This is a genomic window from Pseudomonas sp. JV245A (genome assembly GCF_032424515.1).
GTDB classification, from domain to species: Bacteria; Pseudomonadota; Gammaproteobacteria; order Pseudomonadales; family Pseudomonadaceae; genus Aquipseudomonas; species Aquipseudomonas protegens.
The window spans coordinates 1-17,685 of record NZ_VYKE01000034.1 but is presented as its reverse complement, the minus strand read 5'-3'; the positions used below and the strand labels follow the sequence as shown (position 1 = coordinate 17,685).

Here is a 17,685-nt window from a genome sequence, read left to right as displayed (position 1 = left end):
CCTGATTCGGGCCGCGGCGCCCACTGTCTTTCTCATGATTGGATCGGACTATGGCTAAGCAACAGCAAGTGCTGGTGGTGGGCGGCGGGGTGATCGGCCTGCTCACCGCCTTCAATCTGGCGTCCCAGGGCCAGCAGGTACGGCTTCTGGAACGTTCGGACCTGGGGCGTGAATCGTCCTGGGCCGGTGGTGGGATCGTCTCGCCGCTTTACCCCTGGCGCTACAACCCGGCGGTCACTGCCCTGGCGCACTGGTCGCAGGATTTCTACCCACAACTGGCCCAGCAACTGTTCAGTGCCACCGGTGTCGACCCGCAAGTGCATGTCACCGGCCTCTACTGGCTGGACCTGGAGGATGAAGCCCAAGCCCTGGAGTGGGCCAAGCGTGAAGGCCGGCCGCTGAGTGCTGTGGATATCTCGGTGGTGCATGACGCGGTGCCGGTGCTGGGCAATGGTTATCAACAGGCGATCTACATGGCGGATGTGGCCAACGTGCGCAACCCGCGCCTGGTCAAATCCCTGAAGGCGGCGTTACAGGCGTTGCCTAATGTGCAAATCGATGAGCAATGCACCGTCAGTGGTTTTATCCGCGAAGGCCAGCAGGTGGTGGGGGTCGATAGCTCGCTGGGCCAGGTTCGCGCTGATCAGGTGGTGCTCTGCGCCGGGGCCTGGAGTGGCGAACTGCTGGGCAGCCTGGGCCTGGAACTGCCGGTGGAGCCGGTAAAGGGGCAGATGATCCTCTACAAGTGTGCTGCCGACTTTCTGTCCTGCATGGTCCTGGCCAAGGGGCGCTATGCCATCCCGCGCCGCGATGGCCACATTCTGGTGGGCAGCACCCTGGAGCATGAAGGCTTCGACAAGACCCCGACCGTTTCGGCCCTGGAGAGCCTCAAGGCCTCCGCGGTCGAGCTGATTCCCGCACTGGCCGAGGCCGAGGTGGTCGGGCACTGGGCCGGGCTGCGCCCGGGCTCTCCGGAAGGCATTCCCTACATCGGGCCGGTTCCGGGCTTTGCAGGCCTGTGGCTCAACTGCGGGCACTACCGCAATGGCCTGGTGTTGGCGCCGGCCTCCTGCCAGCTGTTCTGCGACCTGCTGCTGGGGAACCCGCCGATCATCGACCCGGCGCCTTATGCGCCTGAAGGTCGGATCTAGTCCAGCCCGAGCTTCTTCATGCGGTAACGCATCGAACGAAACGACAGGCTCAGCCGCCGGGCCGCCGCCGTGCGGTTCCAGCGGGTTTCCTCCAGGGCCTGGAGCAGCAGCTGGCGCTCCACCTGTTGCAGGTGCAGCGCCAGGTCTAGCTGGGTGGCCGCCGCCGATGATCGGGCTTCAAGGCTGTCGGCTCTGGGCAACTGCAGGTCGTCTGTTTCTATCCAGCGTCCTTCGCATAGGGTCTGCGCCCGTTCCAGCAGGTTTTCCAGCTCTCGCACGTTGCCCGGAAAGTCATAGCGCTCCAGGGCTTGCAGGGCTTCGGGACGTAGCTGGACGGCAGGCTGTCCGCTGTCCCTGGCCAGGCGCTGCAGGACGTGCCCGGCCAGTGCGGGGATGTCGCCACGGCGCTCGCGCAACGCCGGGACTCGCAACTCGATGACGTTCAGGCGGTAGTAGAGGTCCTGGCGAAAGCGTCCGGTCTCTACCTCGTTTTTCAGGTCCTTGTGGGTGGCACAAAGAATCCGCACGTCGACGGTTTTTTCCTGTTGGCTGCCTACAGGGCGCACGGATTTTTCCTGCAAGGCTCGCAGCAGTTTTACTTGCATGGCCAGGGGCAGGTCGGCGACCTCATCAAGAAACAGGGTGCCGCCGTGGGCGGCCAGAAATAGCCCGGGCTGATCGCTGACGGCGCCACTGAAGCTGCCTTTGCAATGGCCGAAGAGTTCACTCTCCATCAATTCGGAAGGAATCGCCCCGCAGTTGACCGGGACGAACGGGTATCGGGCCCTGGGGCCAAGCTGGTGGAGCAGACGGGCGACCCGTTCCTTGCCACTGCCGGATTCACCGCTGATATAGACCGCCGCCAGGCTGTGGGCCAGCTTGTCGATGTGGCGACGCAGGGCATTCATGGGCGCCGAGTCTCCCAGCAATTGCCGGGCTGGGTCCTCCGTTGCGCAGTCCGTGGCCTGCTTCAGGCTGGCACCTACCCAAGCGCGCAGTTGCTTGAGGTCCAGAGGCTTGTGCAGCAACTGGCAGGCTCCGGCCTGCAGGGCGCCCGCGCTGGCCTGTGCACAGGCGCCGTTGCTTAGCAGCGCCACAGGAAGGTTGGGGTGGGACTGGCGGATGTGCCGCAGCAGCTCCAGCCCGCTGCCGTCCGGTAGCTGCAGGTCGGTCAGGCACAGGTCAAAGCGCTCACGGGCCAGGCGGCCACGGGCTTCCTGCAGGGTGCGCGCACTTTGGGTGTGCAAGCGCATTCGGCCCAGAGTGATCTCCACAAGGGCGCGGGTTTCCGTGGCGTCATCGACCACCAGCACCGATTGCCGTGGGTTCATGGCGGCTGCAGTTTTCATCCGTGAGTGAGGAGCGGGCAACAGTGCTCGCCCGATGGGCGTGAACTCAAGTCTAGGCCCGACGGGGTAGCGGCGCAGGGGATGGGCCACTGGTCATCCTGCCGGGCGTCCTGAAGGTGCGCGTCGTCGGGACGTTGTGGTGCCCGTGGATGGGGGGCTACAGCGCTCTGCCCGAGAGCGAAACGGCGAGTGGGCGCCCACAGGCTATTTTGTCGCCAATTGTTCGGCCGGGGTTGGCACTTGGGCCTTCCCGTTCCTGAGTAGAGGTTCGAAGCCTGGGAGAGGCGAGGGAGGAAGGGGGCGACGAGCCGGTTCATGCGCTGACCAAGGCCTGGAATAGTCCGTGTCAGACGCCATTTTTCGCCCCCGAGTTCCTTGCCTCGGGTATCCGCAGTGGGCCTGGCGGCTCAGCGGTCCTGGTTTCCCGGCCCTTGTTGCAGGTGTGCCTGGCTGCAGTACCACTGTTGCGACTGGCTCAGGGCCCGGTCCTGGGGCAGGTGCACGCCGCAATGGGCGCAACGCACCATGGGCGTAGTGGCCGGTTCATTGGGGGAGCGAGGGGCGGCGGCAGGACGCTTGAACTTGCGCCAGAACCATACCGCGGCGGCAATCAGAGCGATCCAGAACAGTAGACGAACCATGGCAACCAGCTTTTTGAAGGGGGAGGGGGCAGTTTAGCCAAGCGCCCGTCGGGCGCACAGGCCCATCAATGCGCGGGCATAAAAAAGGGAGACTTCAAGTCTCCCTTTCCGGCCTGCGGGGTGATCAGTCGAACACGCCGAAGGTCATGTAGCTGAACCAGGAACGGTCGCTATTGTTGTTGCCGGCAGCCTCGTGCTCTTCTTCCTCGACCACGTCGCCGTTGCTGTCTTTAGGCTTGAGCTCGGACGGAATGGCGTCCTTGGCATCCTGGTACTGCTTCATCACGTCCTGGTTGGCGCGGGTTTCTCCCGGCGGCAGCGGTGGACGGGACTCGATCAGGCCCAGGGTGGCCTTGCTCAGCCACGAACGGTTGTCGGCCTCAGCCACGCGTGGCACGAACTGACCGTCCACCAGGCTTGGGTGGTTGGGGTAGTTGAGCTTGAGAGTTTCCAGGCTGGTGGCAGCCAGTTCATCCAGGTGCAGGCGCTGGTAGGCCTCGGTCATCACCGCCAGGCCGTCGCCGACCGATGGGGTTTCCTGGAAGTTCTCCACTACGTAGCGGCCACGGTTGGCGGCGGCGACATAGGCCTGGCGGGTCAGGTAATAGTCGGCTACGTGGATCTCGTAGGCAGCCAGCAGGTTGCGCAGGTAGATCATGCGCTGCTTGGCGTCCGGCGCGTAGCGGCTGTTGGGGAAGCGGCTGGTCAGCTGGGCGAACTCGTTGTAGGAGTCGCGGGCGGCACCCGGGTCACGCTTGGTCATGTCCAGCGGCAGGAAGCGCGCCAGCAGGCCGACATCCTGGTCGAACGAGGTCAGGCCCTTGAGGTAGTAGGCGTAGTCCACGTTCGGGTGCTGGGGGTGCAGGCGAATGAAGCGCTCGGCGGCGGACTTGGCGGCCTCCGGCTCGGCATTCTTGTAGTTGGCGTAGATCAGCTCGAGCTGTGCCTGATCGGCGTAGCGACCAAAGGGATAGCGCGATTCCAGGGCCTTGAGCTTGGCAGTGGCGCTGGTATAGCTGTGGTTGTCCAGGTCGGTCTGCGCCTGCTGGTACAACTCGACTTCGCTCAGGTTTTCGTCAACGACTTCCTTCGATGAGCAAGCAGCGGTCAGTGCGAGGATGGCGATCAGCAGCAGGTGTTTCACTTGCATGGCGGCTTGCGTCCCTATGACGGCCGCTGTCTTGGGCGGGGCCGTCCTGTTATGATGAGCGCCCCGTTGAAAGCCTCGGGGCAAAAGACGCCGTATTTAACCACAAGCGCGCAGCCGAAACCAAAGGCTGTGCCGACGCCCAGTCCGAGCATGTCCGATAAAATTGAACTTCGCGCAGAGGTGCCGTCCGAACTGGGCGGTCAACGCCTCGATCAAGTCGCCGCCCAACTATTCGCTGAGCATTCGCGCTCGCGCCTTTCCGCCTGGATCAAGGACGGCCGCCTGACTGTGGACGGAGCGGTCATCCGCCCGCGGGACATCGTGCACGGCGGCTCCATTCTTGAGCTGACTGCCGAGCAGGAGGCCCAGGGCGAGTGGATCGCCCAGGATATCGAGCTGGATATCGTCTATGAAGATGACGACATCCTGGTGATCAACAAGCCTGCGGGCCTGGTGGTGCACCCGGCTGCCGGCCATGCCGACGGCACCCTGCTCAATGCCCTGCTGCATCACATCCCGGACATTATCAATGTGCCGCGGGCCGGTATCGTCCACCGCCTGGACAAGGACACCACAGGACTGATGGTGGTGGCCAAGACCATCCAGGCGCAGACCCAACTGGTGGCCCAGCTGCAAAGCCGCAGTGTCAGCCGCATCTATGAATGCATCGTGATCGGCGTGGTAACCGCCGGGGGCAAGATCAACGCTCCGATCGGCCGTCATGGCCAGCAGCGCCAGCGCATGGCGGTGATGGAAGGCGGCAAGCAGGCCGTCAGCCACTACCGGGTCCTGGAACGTTTCCGTTCCCACACCCATGTGCGGGTCAAGCTGGAAACCGGTCGTACCCACCAGATCCGGGTGCACATGGCCCACATCAACTTCCCGCTGGTGGGGGATCCAGCCTACGGCGGCCGCTTCCGCATTCCGCCGGCGGCGAGCCAGACCATGGTCGACTCGCTGAAGAACTTCCCGCGCCAGGCCCTGCATGCACGCTTCCTGGAGCTGGATCATCCGACCACCGGTATCCGCATGAGCTGGGAATCGCCGCTGCCGGACGATTTCGTCTGGCTGCTGTCGCTGCTCAAGCAGGACCGTGAGGCGTTCATCGGATGAATGACTGGCTGATTCCCGACTGGCCCGCGCCGGCCGGAGTCAAAGCCTGTACTACCACCCGCGCTGGCGGCGTCAGCCTGACGCCGTTCGACAGCCTCAACCTGGGCGACCATGTCGACGATCAGCCCCAAGCAGTGGCCGAGAATCGCCGTCGCCTGAGCGAACACTTCGGCATCGCCCCGGCCTGGCTGCAACAGGTGCACGGGGTGGCCGTGGCCCACGCCGACCCTTCCAAGGTCGCGACCGCGGACGCCAGTTGGTCCGCCACCCCGGGCGTTGCCTGTGCGGTGATGACGGCCGACTGCCTGCCGGCAATGTTCTGCAACCGTGCCGGAACCCGAGTCGCCGCGGCCCATGCCGGCTGGCGCGGGTTGGCGGCGGGCGTGCTGGAAGCCACCCTCGACAGCCTGCATACGCCCTGCGCCGAGGTGCTGGTGTGGCTGGGGCCGGCCATTGGCCCGCAGCGCTTTGAAGTGGGGCCCGAGGTGCGTGAAGCCTTCGTCGCCCAATTGCCGGCAGCCGAGCAGGCCTTTGTGCCGAGCGCCAATGCCGGGCGCTTCATGGCCGATATCTATCAGCTGGCGCGCCTGCGCCTGGCTGCCTGTGGTGTGACTGCCGTGTACGGTGGCGGCTACTGCACCGTCAGCGATCCCCGTTTCTTTTCCTACCGGCGCAGCTCGCGCACCGGGCGTTTTGCCTCCCTTATCTGGCTTGAGCGCTAGACTAATCTGACTTGTGTCAAGCTGCTGACGCTTGAATCTCCCAGAATCGACCGCATCTAGTGAAACATCTGGCAGGTTTCTCTATTTAGGTGTGTCCATCGCTCCGGCCTGCTCAAAAGGAAGGTGACTAATGCGTATAGACCGATTAACCAGCAAATTGCAGCTGGCCTTATCCGATTCTCAATCTCTGGCGGTTGGCCTCGATCATCCGGCCATTGAACCGGCGCACCTGATGCAGGCGCTGCTGGAACAGCAGGGCGGCTCGATCAAGCCTCTGCTGATGCAGGTGGGCTTCGACGTCAACAGCCTGCGCAAGGAACTGAGCAAAGAGCTCGACCAACTGCCGAAAATCCAGAACCCCACTGGCGACGTCAACATGTCCCAGGATCTGGCGCGCCTGCTCAACCAGGCCGACCGCCTGGCGCAGCAGAAAGGCGACCAGTTCATCTCCAGCGAGCTGGTGCTGCTGGCCGCCATGGATGAGAACAGCAAACTCGGCAAATTGTTGCTGGGCCAGGGCGTGAGCAAGAAAGCCCTGGAGAACGCCATCAACAACCTGCGTGGCGGTGAGGCGGTGAATGACGCCAACGTCGAAGAGTCGCGCCAGGCCCTGGACAAGTACACCGTCGACCTGACCAAGCGCGCCGAAGACGGCAAGCTTGATCCGGTAATCGGCCGTGACGACGAAATTCGCCGGACCATCCAGGTGCTGCAACGCCGGACCAAGAACAACCCGGTGTTGATTGGTGAACCAGGCGTGGGTAAGACCGCCATCGCCGAAGGCCTGGCCCAGCGGATCATCAACGGCGAAGTGCCCGATGGCCTCAAAGGCAAGCGCTTGCTGTCCCTGGACATGGGCGCCTTGATCGCCGGTGCCAAATACCGTGGCGAGTTCGAAGAACGCCTGAAGTCTTTGCTTAATGAACTGTCGAAGCAGGAAGGGCAGATCATCCTGTTCATCGATGAGCTGCACACCATGGTCGGCGCTGGTAAAGGCGAAGGCTCGATGGATGCGGGCAATATGCTCAAGCCGGCCCTGGCCCGTGGCGAGCTGCACTGCGTGGGCGCCACCACGCTCAACGAATACCGCCAATATATAGAGAAGGACGCAGCCCTCGAGCGGCGCTTCCAGAAAGTGTTGGTGGATGAGCCGAGCGAGGAAGACACCATTGCTATCCTGCGCGGCCTGAAAGAGCGCTATGAGGTGCACCACAAGGTGGCGATCACCGACGGCGCGATCATTGCCGCGGCCAAGCTCAGCCATCGTTACATCACTGACCGGCAACTGCCGGACAAGGCCATCGACCTGATCGACGAGGCCGCCAGCCGCATCCGCATGGAGATCGACTCCAAGCCGGAAGTGCTGGACCGTCTGGAGCGGCGCCTGATTCAGCTCAAGGTTGAATCCCAGGCCCTGAAGAAAGAAGACGACGAGGCCGCGATCAAGCGCCTGGAAAAACTCCAGGAAGAGATTGTCCGCCTGGAGCGTGAATACGCTGACCTGGAAGAAGTCTGGACCTCGGAGAAAGCCGAAGTGCAGGGTTCTGCGCAGATCCAGCAGAAGATCGAGCAGTCGCGCCAGGAACTGGAAGCGGCGCGTCGTAAAGGCGATCTCAATCGCATGGCCGAGCTGCAGTACGGGGTGATTCCGGACCTGGAGCGCAGCCTGCAGATGGTCGACCAGCACGGCCACAGCGAGAACCAGTTGCTGCGCAGCAAGGTTACCGAGGAAGAGATTGCCGAAGTGGTGTCCAAGTGGACCGGCATTCCAGTGTCGAAAATGCTTGAAGGCGAGCGCGACAAGCTGCTGAAGATGGAAAGCCTGCTGCACGAGCGGGTGATTGGCCAGAACGAAGCCGTGGTGGCGGTGGCCAACGCTGTGCGCCGTTCCCGAGCCGGGTTGTCCGACCCGAACCGGCCCAGCGGTTCGTTCATGTTCCTCGGCCCGACCGGCGTGGGTAAGACCGAACTGTGCAAGGCCCTGGCGGAATTCCTCTTCGATACCGAAGAGGCCATGGTGCGGATCGACATGTCCGAGTTCATGGAGAAACATTCCGTGGCTCGCCTGATCGGTGCGCCACCAGGCTATGTCGGTTATGAAGAGGGCGGTTACCTGACCGAAGCCGTGCGTCGCAAGCCGTACTCGGTGATTCTTCTGGACGAAGTCGAGAAGGCGCACCCGGATGTGTTCAACATCCTGCTGCAGGTCCTGGAGGATGGCCGTCTGACGGACAGCCACGGGCGTACCGTGGATTTTCGCAATACGGTGATCGTCATGACCTCCAACCTGGGGTCGGCGCAGATCCAGGAGCTGGTAGGGGATCGCGAGGCACAACGTGCGGCGGTGATGGACGCGGTGTCCACCCACTTCCGGCCGGAGTTCATCAACCGGGTCGACGAAGTGGTGATCTTCGAGCCTCTGGCACGGGATCAGATCGCCGGCATCACGCAGATCCAGTTGGGTCGCCTGCGCAGTCGCCTGGCGGAGCGCGAGCTGAGCCTGGAACTGAGCGACGAGGCCTTGGACAAGCTGATCGCTGTGGGTTACGACCCGGTGTATGGCGCACGGCCGCTGAAACGGGCCATCCAGCGCTGGATCGAGAACCCGTTGGCGCAGTTGATCCTCTCCGGCGGTTTCCTGCCGGGAGCCACGGTTACCGCCTCGGTGCAGGACGACGAAATCGTCTTCGCCTGATCACTGATCGGTGGGTTTATAGAGGAGGCCTCGCATTGCGAGGCCTTTTTTTTCACTAGGGCGTTGAACTGTAAGGAAAAGGCTTGTAAAGTGCGCCCCGCAGTCAGTCACCCTCGAGGTTTTTTCTGATCAAGAAGAAACCGGCAATGAAGTCGCAAATCATTGTCTTAAAAGCAATTTAAGGGGTTGACAGGGTGTTTTAAGATTGTAAAATAGCGCGCCTCAGAGACATGAACGTAGCGATACGAACAAGTCGAAGAGGATGAAGTAAAAAGTTGTAACTTGAAATATGTAGTTCCGTGATAGCTCAGTCGGTAGAGCAAATGACTGTTAATCATTGGGTCCCAGGTTCGAGTCCTGGTCACGGAGCCAATTTCAAACCGGGGTATAGCGCAGTCCGGTAGCGCGCCTGCTTTGGGAGCAGGATGTCAGGAGTTCGAATCCCCTTACCCCGACCATTTTTGGGTCGTTAGCTCAGTTGGTAGAGCAGTTGGCTTTTAACCAATTGGTCGTAGGTTCGAATCCCACACGACCCACCATTTTTGAAACCAGTTAGCGCTGGAATCGAATCTTAAGAACAGAGGCCAAAAGCGCTGTTCGAAGAAGGCGCCTCTAGAAGGTGCCTTTTTTTTACCGGGGTATAGCGCAGTCCGGTAGCGCGCCTGCTTTGGGAGCAGGATGTCAGGAGTTCGAATCCCCTTACCCCGACCATATTCACGAAAAAGGGCACCTCAATGAGGTGCCCTTTTTTGTATGCCCGTGGAAAAGTTCGCAGGCCCGCTGGTGTCGAGCCTGGGCAGGGTACCTACGGCCCTTGATGCCTCGATTGTGCTTGTGCTGAATGTTCTCCGTCACAGTATTTGGCTGATGACTCAAGTCATGGTTGAAGCGGCGAGCCTTCTCTGTGGGGGAGGGCGTTTTCCAGACAGTTGAGTCAACTGCCAATGATGTTGTACCGCGGCCCGTACGGCAGCCCGGTGATATTGCACGCGCCGAGCTCGTCGACGATCAGGATGTCGTGTTCCCGATAACCGCCGGCACCGGGCAGGCCTTCGGGCAGCCTGATCATCGGTTCGATGGACACCACCATGCCGGGCTCAAGAATGGTCTCCACATCCTCACGAAACTCCAGCCCGGTCTCGCGCCCATAGTAGTGGTTGAGGATGCCGAACGAATGGCCATAGCCGAAGGTACGGTATTGCAGCAGGTCGTGCTCCAGGTAGAGGGCGTTCAGTTGTCGAGCGATATCGCTGCAGCGTGCGCCGGGCTTGACCAGTTGCAGCCCGGCTTCATGCACCTGGACGTTGATCTCCCACAATCGCAGGCAGGCGTCGGGGCAATGGCCGAGGAACAGCGTGCGCTCCAGGGCGGTGTAGTAGCCGGCGATCATCGGGAAGCAGTTGAGGCTCAGCACTTCTCCTGGGCTGACCCGTCTCGAGGTCAGTGGATTGTGGGCGCCATCGGTATTGAGCCCGGACTGAAACCAGGTCCAGGTATCCATCAGTTCGGCCCCCGGAAACGCCTCGGCAATCGCCCGCACCATGGCCTGGGTGGCGTGTCCGGCCACTTCGTATTCCGGTACCTGGTCGTGCAGGGCTTCGATGGCGGCGGCCCCGCCGATGTCTGCAATCCGCGCACCCTGGCGGATCAGCGCTTGCTCTTCGGCGGACTTGAGCATGCGCAGGTTCATGCAGGGCGCGGCGATGTCCAGTAACTGTGCCTGGGGATAGAGCTCGGCAAAGGCCCGGTGATTGGGCAGGGTCAGATGATCGAACTCCAGCCCCAGGCGCGAAGCGCGGGGCAGGGCCTGCTTGACCGCGACGAAGAAATTGCCCCGCTGCCAGTCGGTGTAGATCACCTGGGCATCGCAGGTCGCCCGCCGCCCCGGTTGGCCGCCGTCGATATTGGCGCTGATCAGCACGCTGTGTTCCTGGGTCACCACGAGGGCGTACTGGCGGCCGAAGGAGCAATACAGGAAGCCGGCGTAGTAGTTGATGTTGTGGTACGAGGTGAACAGCGCGGCGTCAATGTCCTGTTGCGCCATGTAGGCCCGCAGGGCGCTCAGGCGTCGAGCGTATTCTTTGGGGGAGAAGGTGGCAGGGGCTTTGTCACCGTTGTGCAACTCAAGCGTCTGGGGCATCTGCATGGCCTGGGTCCTTGTCTGCTATGAGCGATGCATGGCGCCACACGGGGTGGGCCGTGACACTGCATTGCAGCAGATAGGGCGGGGGCAGGCATGTGCGGTACCGACCTTGAGCTGGTTGTCAGCGCTGTTTTGCAGGTCATGGCCATGGGCGCCGATGACGCTGGGGCAAGCGCTGGTTGTACCGCAAACCTGGTATTTCTTATAGGTTTTGCCTGGCCCGTTGCTGCCGGGCGTGGCATTCTGGCCCTTCGCTGTTAAGGATCAACAGTAAGGAAGCGGCAAGGATGCAGAGCAGGCTCGCGGAATTTGATACCCATCTTTTGTCCGGAAACTCGCTGCATGAGCGAATGACGGGAACCATGACACTGGCCTCGGAACTGGGTTTCGATGCCCTGGTTTATGACTACAGCCCGGTGCCTTTCGATCAGGCAGGCGAGCTGATCATCCCCAGTGCCATGGTCTGCAATACCCCCAGGGACTGGCTGGAGCTCTGGTGCGATCAGGGTTACTACCATATCGACCCGGTCCAGCAGGTTGCTCTGGACAGTTCCTCGCCCTTTATCTGGTCCTACAAGCCCGAGGCGGAAACCGTCCTGCGCCAGGCCCTCGGGCAGCAGCACGCTCCGGTATCCAGTTACCTGCACCATCATCAAATGGCCCACGGCATGACCGTGCCCATCCATTTACCCAGGGGCGGTTTCGCCAGCCTCACCGGTTTGCGCTCCGGCAATGCCACGGTGGCATTACAGGACTTGCAACAGGTTCAGGGCCACTTCACCCTGCTTGCTCATGCGTTGCAGGAGCATCTCTATCCACAGCTCAGCAAATGCGTTCGCAGTTATCCGGTTGATCTGACCCGGCGTGAACGCGAGTGCCTGAAATGGGCTGCAGAGGGCATGACTTCCGGCGAGATTGCCGAGCGCCTGCAGCGTTCGCAGGCCACGATCAACCTGCACCTGACCTCGGCGATGCACAAGCTGGGCGCCAGGAATCGGGTTCAGGCGGTGGTTCGCGCGATTCACTATCGCCTGCTGGGTAACTGAGGCGAGTAGCACAGGCTCTGCCGCACTGGAGGCGTTGGAGCGCGGAACGGAAGATTGAACGACACAGGCTGATTGTCATCAGGGAGCGATGCGCAATGAATGCAAGCAAACCACCACTGGAAGGCTATGCCTCCTTTGGCGTCCATCAGACGTGGTATCGGGTCACCGGGGATCTGCACAGCGGACTTACGCCCCTGGTGATTCTGCACGGCGGTCCGGGCTGCACCCATGACACCCTGGACGCCTTCAGGGATGTGGCCGCCAGTGGTCGGGCGATCGTTCAATTCGATCACCTGGGAAGTGGCCTCTCCACTCGTCTGGATGGCAAGCCGCCGTCGTTCTGGAGCCTTGAACTCTACCTGGAGCAGCTGGACAACCTCCTGGACCACCTGCGCATCAGCCAGGACTACGCCCTGCTGGGTCACTCCTGGGGAGCTGCGCTGGCCAGCGAGCACGGGGTGCGCGCGCCGGCCGGCTTGCGTGCGCTGATCCTGGCCAATGCGCCAGCCGACATGCGCACCTGGGAAGCCGAGACCCTGAAACTGCGCACAGCCCTGCCTGAGGAAGCGTTGCAGGTGCTGGCCTGGCATGAGCAGCCGGGCTCCCCTCGTGGCGCCGAATATGTGCAGGCCTGGCAGTTGTACTTTGAACGGCATGTATGTCGGCTGCGCCCGTGGCCTGAAGAGGTGGCGCGGATGTTTGCCCAGGGCCGTGGTACCGATGGCGCGGAGCGGGGGGGAGGTTTTCCGCTGATGGACAACCTGCGGGACTGGAGCATCGTCGAGCGCCTGGAACGCATCGAGGTGCCGACGCTTTTGATCTGTGGCCGCTACGATGAAGCCACGCCCGTTGTGGTCAGACCCTACCTGGAGAAGATTCCCGGCATTCGCCTGGCGTTGTTCGAACACTCCAGCCACATGCCCCACGTCGAGGAGCGGGTCGCCTGCATGGGCACCGTCGTGAGTTTTCTCGATGAATGCCTGTAACCGCACGCCAGCAGCCCCCGCTACGTTACGTAGCGGGGGGCGTGGTTTTTCAGGGGCCTAGTGCAGCTTCAGGCGTGGATCGGTACCGCGGCCGATTCGGCTGCCAAGCATCAGCATCGCGGTGCGGAAGACTCCGTACAGCGCCATCTGGTGCATGCGATACAGCGAGATGTAGAACATCCGCGCCAGCCAGCCTTCGAGCATCACGCTGCCAGTGAGGTTGCCCATCAAGTTGCCCACCGCCGAGAAGCGCGACAGCGAGATCAGTGAGCCGTAGTCGGTGTACTTGTAGGTCGGCAGGTCCTTGCCTTCGATGCGCAGCTTCAGCGACTTGGCCAGCAACGAGGCTTGCTGGTGCGCGGCCTGGGCCCGTGGCGGCACATTACGGTCGCTGCCTGGTTGCGGGCAGGCGGCGCAGTCGCCGAAGGCAAAGATGTTCTCGTCGCGAGTGGTCTGCAGGGTCGGTAGTACCTGCAGTTGGTTGATGCGGTTGGTCTCCAGGCCGTCGATGTCCTTGAGGAAGCCTGGCGCGCGAATGCCCGCGGCCCAGACCTTGAGGCTGGCGGGAATGGTCTGGCCGTCGGCGGTGATCAGGCTGTCGGCGGTCACTTCGCTGACCGAGGCGTTGGTCAGCACCTTGACCCCGAGTTTCTCCAGGGTCTTGTGCACCGGGCCGCTGATGCGTTCGGGCAGGGCAGGCAGCACCCGTGGCCCGGCCTCGATCAGGGTGATGTGCATGTTTTCCGGGAGAATCCGGTCCAGCCCGTAGGCCGCCAGTTCATGGGCCGCGTTGTGCAGTTCTGCCGCCAGTTCCACGCCAGTGGCGCCGGCGCCGACGATGGCCACGCTGATCTGCTCCACGGCATCGGTCTGCCCGGCATGGGCTCGCAAGTAGTGGTTGAGCAGTTGCTGGTGGAAACGCTCGGCCTGCTTGCGGGTGTCGAGGAACAGGCAATGCTGGGCCGCGCCCTGGGTGCCAAAGTCGTTGGTGGTGCTGCCCACGGCGATCACCAGGGTGTCGTAGCCCAGCTCCCGGGCCGGCAACAGCTCCACACCTTCTTCGTCGTAGGTGGCGGCCAGTTGGATTTTCTTGCGCTGCCGATCGAGCCCGCTCATGCGGCCCAGCTGGAACTCGAAGTGGTTCCATTTTGCTTGGGCGACGTAGTTGAGTTCGTCTTCGGAGGAGTTCAGCGAACCGGCAGCCACTTCGTGGAGCAGCGGTTTCCAGATGTGGGTCAGGTTGGCGTCCACCAGCATCACACTGGCGGTGCCGCGCTTGCCCAGAGTCTTACCCAGGCGGGTCGCCAACTCCAGGCCGCCGGCGCCGCCGCCAACGATGACAATACGATGAGTCATGGGGATATCTCGCAAGGCTAAAAGAAATCGGTGCAGTCAACCGAGCGAGCGCGAAGCAGCTCATAGCGTCAGGTAACTGATGAAACGGCTCAACAGGCCCAGGGCGACAGTCACCGTAATCACCACCACGAGGAGCATCCACGGCCGGAAGGGCCGGCGCTCGACTCGATGCTGGGGCAGTTGCAGGTATTCTTCGACATGGCGTTGGTCGTCGGGGTTCAGGCGGCTGCTCATAAAAGACCTCGTCAGATAGACGTCGCAACGTTGAGGAATGTTACAGCGCGGTGTTATCCGGCATGAACGGAGCATAGCCGCTGCCGCGTGAGGGCTCGCTGGCACGGGCCCGGCGTTGGCAGGCAAGTGTGCTTTTTTACCATTGCCGGGCGGATTGCGCCATGGCTACACAGGCCGCATTGACCGGCGTTACAAACTGATGCCGACGTCGAAGAGGATGCTGCGGCCCAGGTTGCTGCGCAGGAACTCCGGCGCATCCGGGTGGGCGAACAGCACGCGGGCGAACGTCGGCCCCACCAGGGACAGCGAGCGCCAGCCCTGGCGCAGGTATTCGGTGGGGGGCGGGAAGTGGCTGTTGAGGTCCAGGACTTCGCGTTTCAGGGCGGCGAAGGCAATGATGTCCAGCTCGCCGAGGTTCATTCCGCGTTCCTGATAGTTGTGGGCCTTCTTGCGCAAGGTCGGTGCCAGGCGCAGCAACAGTTCGCTGGCCGGGATGCGCTTGGGCTTGGCTTCGCGGCGCACCAGCTGGCTCAGGGAGAACGCGCTGCGCCGGCGCTGCAGTTCGTCGCGCCATTCATCGTTGAGCCTGCGGCCTTCGTCGAGGACGAAGAACACTTCGAAGCTGGCCTCGCGAAACAGCACATCGGGGGGCTCTTGCCCGGCGGCGGTGAACTCGTCGTTGCGGTAGGGAATGTTCAGGCCTTGCAGCAGGCGCTGGCAGACCCAACGCTCACGCTCCCATTTGCGGGCATTGGACAGGAACGCGTTGGCTTGTTCGGCCTGGATGGTAAGCAGGCGCAAAAAATCTGAGTCATCCATACCCCCAAGCTTAGCGCTCAAATATGACCTTAAAAACCACGGCCGTGCAAAAACCTCCGCAGGCGTTGCCGGCAACCTCGCTGGAGCCTGCCCAAGGGCGGTGTAGACTGTTTGCCGTCCAACCATTCGATAAGGAGTGCGCAGTGAAGCGCTGGTCAATGCTGTTGCTGGCCCTGTTGCCGTTGTGGGCCCAGGCCCTGGAAATAGGAGAGTGCCTGGCGCCCTGGACCCTGCTGGATCAATTCGACCAGCCCTACAGCCTCGATTCCCAGGCGCGGATCCTGTTGGTGGCACGCAGCATGGACGCCGCCAAAGTGGTGAACGCGGCGCTCAAGGACAAACCCAAGGGCTACCTGCAGGAGCGCCACGGGGTGTTTGTCGCCGATATCCAGCGCATGCCGACAGTGATCGCCAAACTGTTTGCGGTGCCGGCCATGAAGGATTACCCCTACCGAGTGATGCTCGATCGCGATGGGCGCGTGGCACCACGCTATCCCGCCGCCGAGGATCAGGTGCTGTGGCTGCAGCTGCAGGATGGGCAACTGGTCGCCCGGCAGGCGTTCGCCACGGCCGCGCAATTGGCTGCGGCGCTGGAGCGGGCCCAGCCATGATCAGCGCGGCGCTGCTGTCGCCGCAAAGCCTGATTGGCGGCTGGCTGCTGTATGTGCCAGTACTGATCTGGGCGGTACTGCGGGCGCCCTGGGTCGAGCTGTTTACCGACAGCCGGCGCCAGCACTTGCTGTTTGGCACGGTGTTCGCCTTGTTTCTGCTGTGGCTGGTGCGCCGGGATTTCGACACGGGGGTCTCCTACCACTTCATCGGCATGACCGCAGTAACCCTGCTGCTGGACTGGCCGCTGGCGATAGTTGGCGGCTTGATCGCACAGTTGGGCCTGCTGGCCCTGGGCCGGCAGGACCTGGCGGCGCTGGGGGTCAATGGAACCTTGCTGATCCTGCTGCCGGTGGCGGTCACCGAGGCCTGCGCCTGCCTGGTGGAACGGGCCCAGCCGCGCAATCCCTTCGTCTATATCTTCTGCTCGGGGTTCTTTGCCGCGGCACTCTCGGCATTGTTATGCCTGCTCTGCGGCCTGGGCCTGCTGTGGTTCGACGAACGCTTTGCCATGCCCGAATGGCTGGAAGATTTTGTCGGCTACCTGTGGCTGATCATCTTCCCGGAAGCCTTTATCAACGGCATGGTGATCAGCGCCCTGGTGGTGTTCTGCCCGGAATGGCTGGAAACCTTCAACCGTACCCGCTACCTGTCGGCGCCCTGGAAAGACGAGGATCCGCGCCCTTGATCCATATCAATCCACGGTGTTTTGCCGGGCTGCATGCTCGGCAAAAATCTCAGGAGTGCGGTCATGAGTGTCTACCAGTGGGCCCGGCAGGAAGTGCGCGACAGTCTGCACAATGCTCAGCAGGAAGGTTTTGAACCGGGGTTGAGCCTGCGCGCCCTGCTCAGTGCGGTGGTGCAGCAAAGCAAGAGTGTGCGCAGCATCGAGGACCTGGCAGACGAGCTGCAGTTTCTAGCGGAGAACCTCGACGACGATCAGGACTACAGCTTCATGCGGCCCTGACCGGCGCCGGGGTCAGCACTCAGTGAGCGCGAGGGGGCAGCTCTTCGGAGAACAGCTCGTCCTCGGCATCCGGGCTCACCGGAATCTTGTGCTCCTCGGCAGCCCAGGCGCCCAGGTCGATCAGCTTGCAGCGATCGGAACAGAAGGGCCGGTTGATGTTGGCCGCGGTCCATTCCACAGGGGCGCCACAGGTTGGGCATTCGACGGTCAGGGGTTGGCTCATGACTGGCCTCCACGCAAAGTTAGGTAAAAGTGATGCAGGCGCTCGACCTCGCTGCGCAACCAGGCGTGGTCGCGGTCGTTGACCAGCACGTCATCGGCATGGCGCAGGCGTTCCTCACGGCTGGCCTGGGCCTGGAGAATCGCCTGGACCTGCTGTTCGCTGATCTGGTCGCGCTGCAGGGTACGCTCGATCTGCAGTTGCTGGGGCACGTCGATCACCAGAATCCGCTGGGTCATCCGCGACTGGCCGGATTCGATCAGCAGCGGCGACACCAGGATTGCGTAGGGAGATTCGGCGCGGGCCAGGTGGCTGACAATTTCCTCGGCGATCAGCGGGTGCAGCAGGGCTTCCAGCCAGCGACGCTGTTCGGGCACCTCGAAGATCAGCTTGCGCAGAGCCGCGCGATCCAGTTGGCCGTCGGCCTGCAGCACGCCTTGGCCAAAGTGCCGGGCAATCTGTTCCAGGGCCGGGCGGCCGGGCT

Annotated in this window: 18 protein-coding genes and 4 tRNA genes; 13 read left to right on the top strand and 9 right to left on the bottom strand. The window is 62.5% G+C overall.

Annotated elements, in window-relative coordinates; translation table 11 throughout:
- Window positions 1-50 precede the first annotated feature (50 nt).
- Window positions 51-1,151, top strand: coding sequence for a glycine oxidase ThiO (thiO, locus tag F6S12_RS12540; RefSeq protein WP_152686451.1), 1,101 nt, complete (start codon window positions 51-53; stop codon window positions 1,149-1,151).
- Here the strand turns inward: thiO and F6S12_RS12535 are convergent.
- The 3 genes from F6S12_RS12535 to F6S12_RS12525 form a co-directional block, all read right to left on the bottom strand.
- Window positions 1,148-2,482 (bottom strand): sigma-54-dependent transcriptional regulator, encoded by a 1,335-nt coding sequence (locus tag F6S12_RS12535; protein ID WP_125063599.1) that lies wholly within the window; start codon window positions 2,480-2,482, stop codon window positions 1,148-1,150. The genes thiO and F6S12_RS12535 overlap by 4 nt on opposite strands.
- A 425-nt stretch (window positions 2,483-2,907) precedes the next feature.
- Window positions 2,908-3,141 carry a PP0621 family protein gene (locus F6S12_RS12530; RefSeq protein WP_125063600.1) on the bottom strand — a complete coding sequence of 78 codons (234 nt, stop codon included), beginning with the start codon at window positions 3,139-3,141 and terminating at the stop codon, window positions 2,908-2,910.
- Between the two features lie 124 nt (window positions 3,142-3,265).
- Entirely contained in the window at window positions 3,266-4,291 is a 1,026-nt protein-coding gene (locus tag F6S12_RS12525) for an outer membrane protein assembly factor BamD (RefSeq protein WP_011063536.1), read from the bottom strand.
- Window positions 4,292-4,441: 150 nt separating this feature from the next.
- Between F6S12_RS12525 and rluD the strand changes: the two genes are divergently transcribed.
- The 7 genes from rluD (at window position 4,442) to F6S12_RS12490 (ending at window position 9,532) form a co-directional block, all read left to right on the top strand.
- On the top strand, window positions 4,442-5,404 hold the full coding sequence (rluD, locus tag F6S12_RS12520; protein ID WP_011063535.1) for a 23S rRNA pseudouridine(1911/1915/1917) synthase RluD: 963 nt from the start codon (window positions 4,442-4,444) through the stop codon (window positions 5,402-5,404).
- On the top strand, window positions 5,401-6,126 hold the full coding sequence (gene pgeF / locus F6S12_RS12515; protein WP_169893453.1) for a peptidoglycan editing factor PgeF: 726 nt from the start codon (window positions 5,401-5,403) through the stop codon (window positions 6,124-6,126). The genes rluD and pgeF overlap by 4 nt, the downstream gene beginning before the upstream one ends.
- A gap of 130 nt (window positions 6,127-6,256) precedes the next feature.
- The gene (gene clpB / locus F6S12_RS12510; RefSeq protein ID WP_011063533.1) at window positions 6,257-8,821 is read left to right on the top strand and encodes an ATP-dependent chaperone ClpB; all 2,565 of its coding nucleotides are present in this window, start codon (window positions 6,257-6,259) and stop codon (window positions 8,819-8,821) included.
- A 296-nt stretch (window positions 8,822-9,117) separates the two neighbouring features.
- Window positions 9,118-9,193, top strand: a tRNA-Asn gene (locus F6S12_RS12505).
- Window positions 9,194-9,202: 9 nt separating this feature from the next.
- Window positions 9,203-9,279: transfer RNA gene (locus tag F6S12_RS12500), tRNA-Pro, on the top strand.
- Between the two features lie 5 nt (window positions 9,280-9,284).
- A tRNA-Lys gene (locus F6S12_RS12495) sits at window positions 9,285-9,360 on the top strand.
- Window positions 9,361-9,455: 95 nt separating this feature from the next.
- A tRNA-Pro gene (locus tag F6S12_RS12490) sits at window positions 9,456-9,532 on the top strand.
- 223 nt (window positions 9,533-9,755) lie between these two features.
- Here F6S12_RS12490 and F6S12_RS12485 read toward each other — a convergent pair.
- Window positions 9,756-10,967: an aminopeptidase P family protein gene (locus F6S12_RS12485; RefSeq protein WP_152686450.1), complete on the bottom strand. Its 1,212-nt coding sequence runs from the start codon at window positions 10,965-10,967 to the stop codon at window positions 9,756-9,758.
- Between the two features lie 284 nt (window positions 10,968-11,251).
- Between F6S12_RS12485 and F6S12_RS12480 the strand changes: the two genes are divergently transcribed.
- Together F6S12_RS12480 and F6S12_RS12475 are read left to right on the top strand one after the other, a co-directional pair.
- Window positions 11,252-12,010, top strand: coding sequence for a LuxR family transcriptional regulator (locus tag F6S12_RS12480; protein WP_015637076.1), 759 nt, complete (start codon window positions 11,252-11,254; stop codon window positions 12,008-12,010).
- Between the two features lie 95 nt (window positions 12,011-12,105).
- Complete coding sequence (locus F6S12_RS12475; RefSeq protein WP_015637075.1) at window positions 12,106-12,996, top strand: proline iminopeptidase-family hydrolase; 891 nt, start codon at window positions 12,106-12,108, stop codon at window positions 12,994-12,996.
- Between the two features lie 57 nt (window positions 12,997-13,053).
- Here the strand turns inward: F6S12_RS12475 and F6S12_RS12470 are convergent, their stop codons facing one another.
- The 3 genes from F6S12_RS12470 to F6S12_RS12460 all read right to left on the bottom strand — a co-directional run bounded on the left by F6S12_RS12470 (window position 13,054) and on the right by F6S12_RS12460 (window position 15,405).
- On the bottom strand, window positions 13,054-14,352 hold the full coding sequence (locus F6S12_RS12470) for an NAD(P)/FAD-dependent oxidoreductase (RefSeq protein ID WP_011063529.1): 1,299 nt from the start codon (window positions 14,350-14,352) through the stop codon (window positions 13,054-13,056).
- Window positions 14,353-14,412: 60 nt separating this feature from the next.
- Entirely contained in the window at window positions 14,413-14,586 is a 174-nt protein-coding gene (locus F6S12_RS12465) for a DUF3094 family protein (RefSeq protein ID WP_053153937.1), read from the bottom strand.
- 189 nt (window positions 14,587-14,775) lie between these two features.
- Complete coding sequence (locus tag F6S12_RS12460; RefSeq protein ID WP_011063528.1) at window positions 14,776-15,405, bottom strand: DUF1780 domain-containing protein; 630 nt, start codon at window positions 15,403-15,405, stop codon at window positions 14,776-14,778.
- A gap of 143 nt (window positions 15,406-15,548) precedes the next feature.
- On the opposite strand from F6S12_RS12460, the gene F6S12_RS12455 reads away from it, so the two are divergent.
- From F6S12_RS12455 to F6S12_RS12445, 3 genes are all read left to right on the top strand, one after another.
- Entirely contained in the window at window positions 15,549-16,016 is a 468-nt protein-coding gene (locus tag F6S12_RS12455) for a hypothetical protein (RefSeq protein ID WP_315868945.1), read from the top strand.
- Window positions 16,013-16,702 (top strand): energy-coupling factor ABC transporter permease, encoded by a 690-nt coding sequence (locus F6S12_RS12450; RefSeq protein ID WP_053153931.1) that lies wholly within the window; start codon window positions 16,013-16,015, stop codon window positions 16,700-16,702. The genes F6S12_RS12455 and F6S12_RS12450 overlap by 4 nt, the downstream gene beginning before the upstream one ends.
- 63 nt (window positions 16,703-16,765) lie before the next feature.
- A complete protein-coding gene (locus F6S12_RS12445; RefSeq protein ID WP_011063525.1) occupies window positions 16,766-16,981 on the top strand; it encodes a hypothetical protein in 216 nt (71 codons plus the stop codon).
- Window positions 16,982-17,000: 19 nt separating this feature from the next.
- Here F6S12_RS12445 and yacG read toward each other — a convergent pair whose 3' ends face one another.
- Window positions 17,001-17,204, bottom strand: a complete 204-nt coding sequence (yacG, locus tag F6S12_RS12440) for a DNA gyrase inhibitor YacG (RefSeq protein WP_011063524.1) — start codon at window positions 17,202-17,204, stop codon at window positions 17,001-17,003.
- Window positions 17,201-17,685: dephospho-CoA kinase (coaE, locus tag F6S12_RS12435; protein ID WP_315868944.1), on the bottom strand; the 485-nt coding region annotated here is incomplete at its 5' end. The genes coaE and yacG, both read right to left, overlap by 4 nt.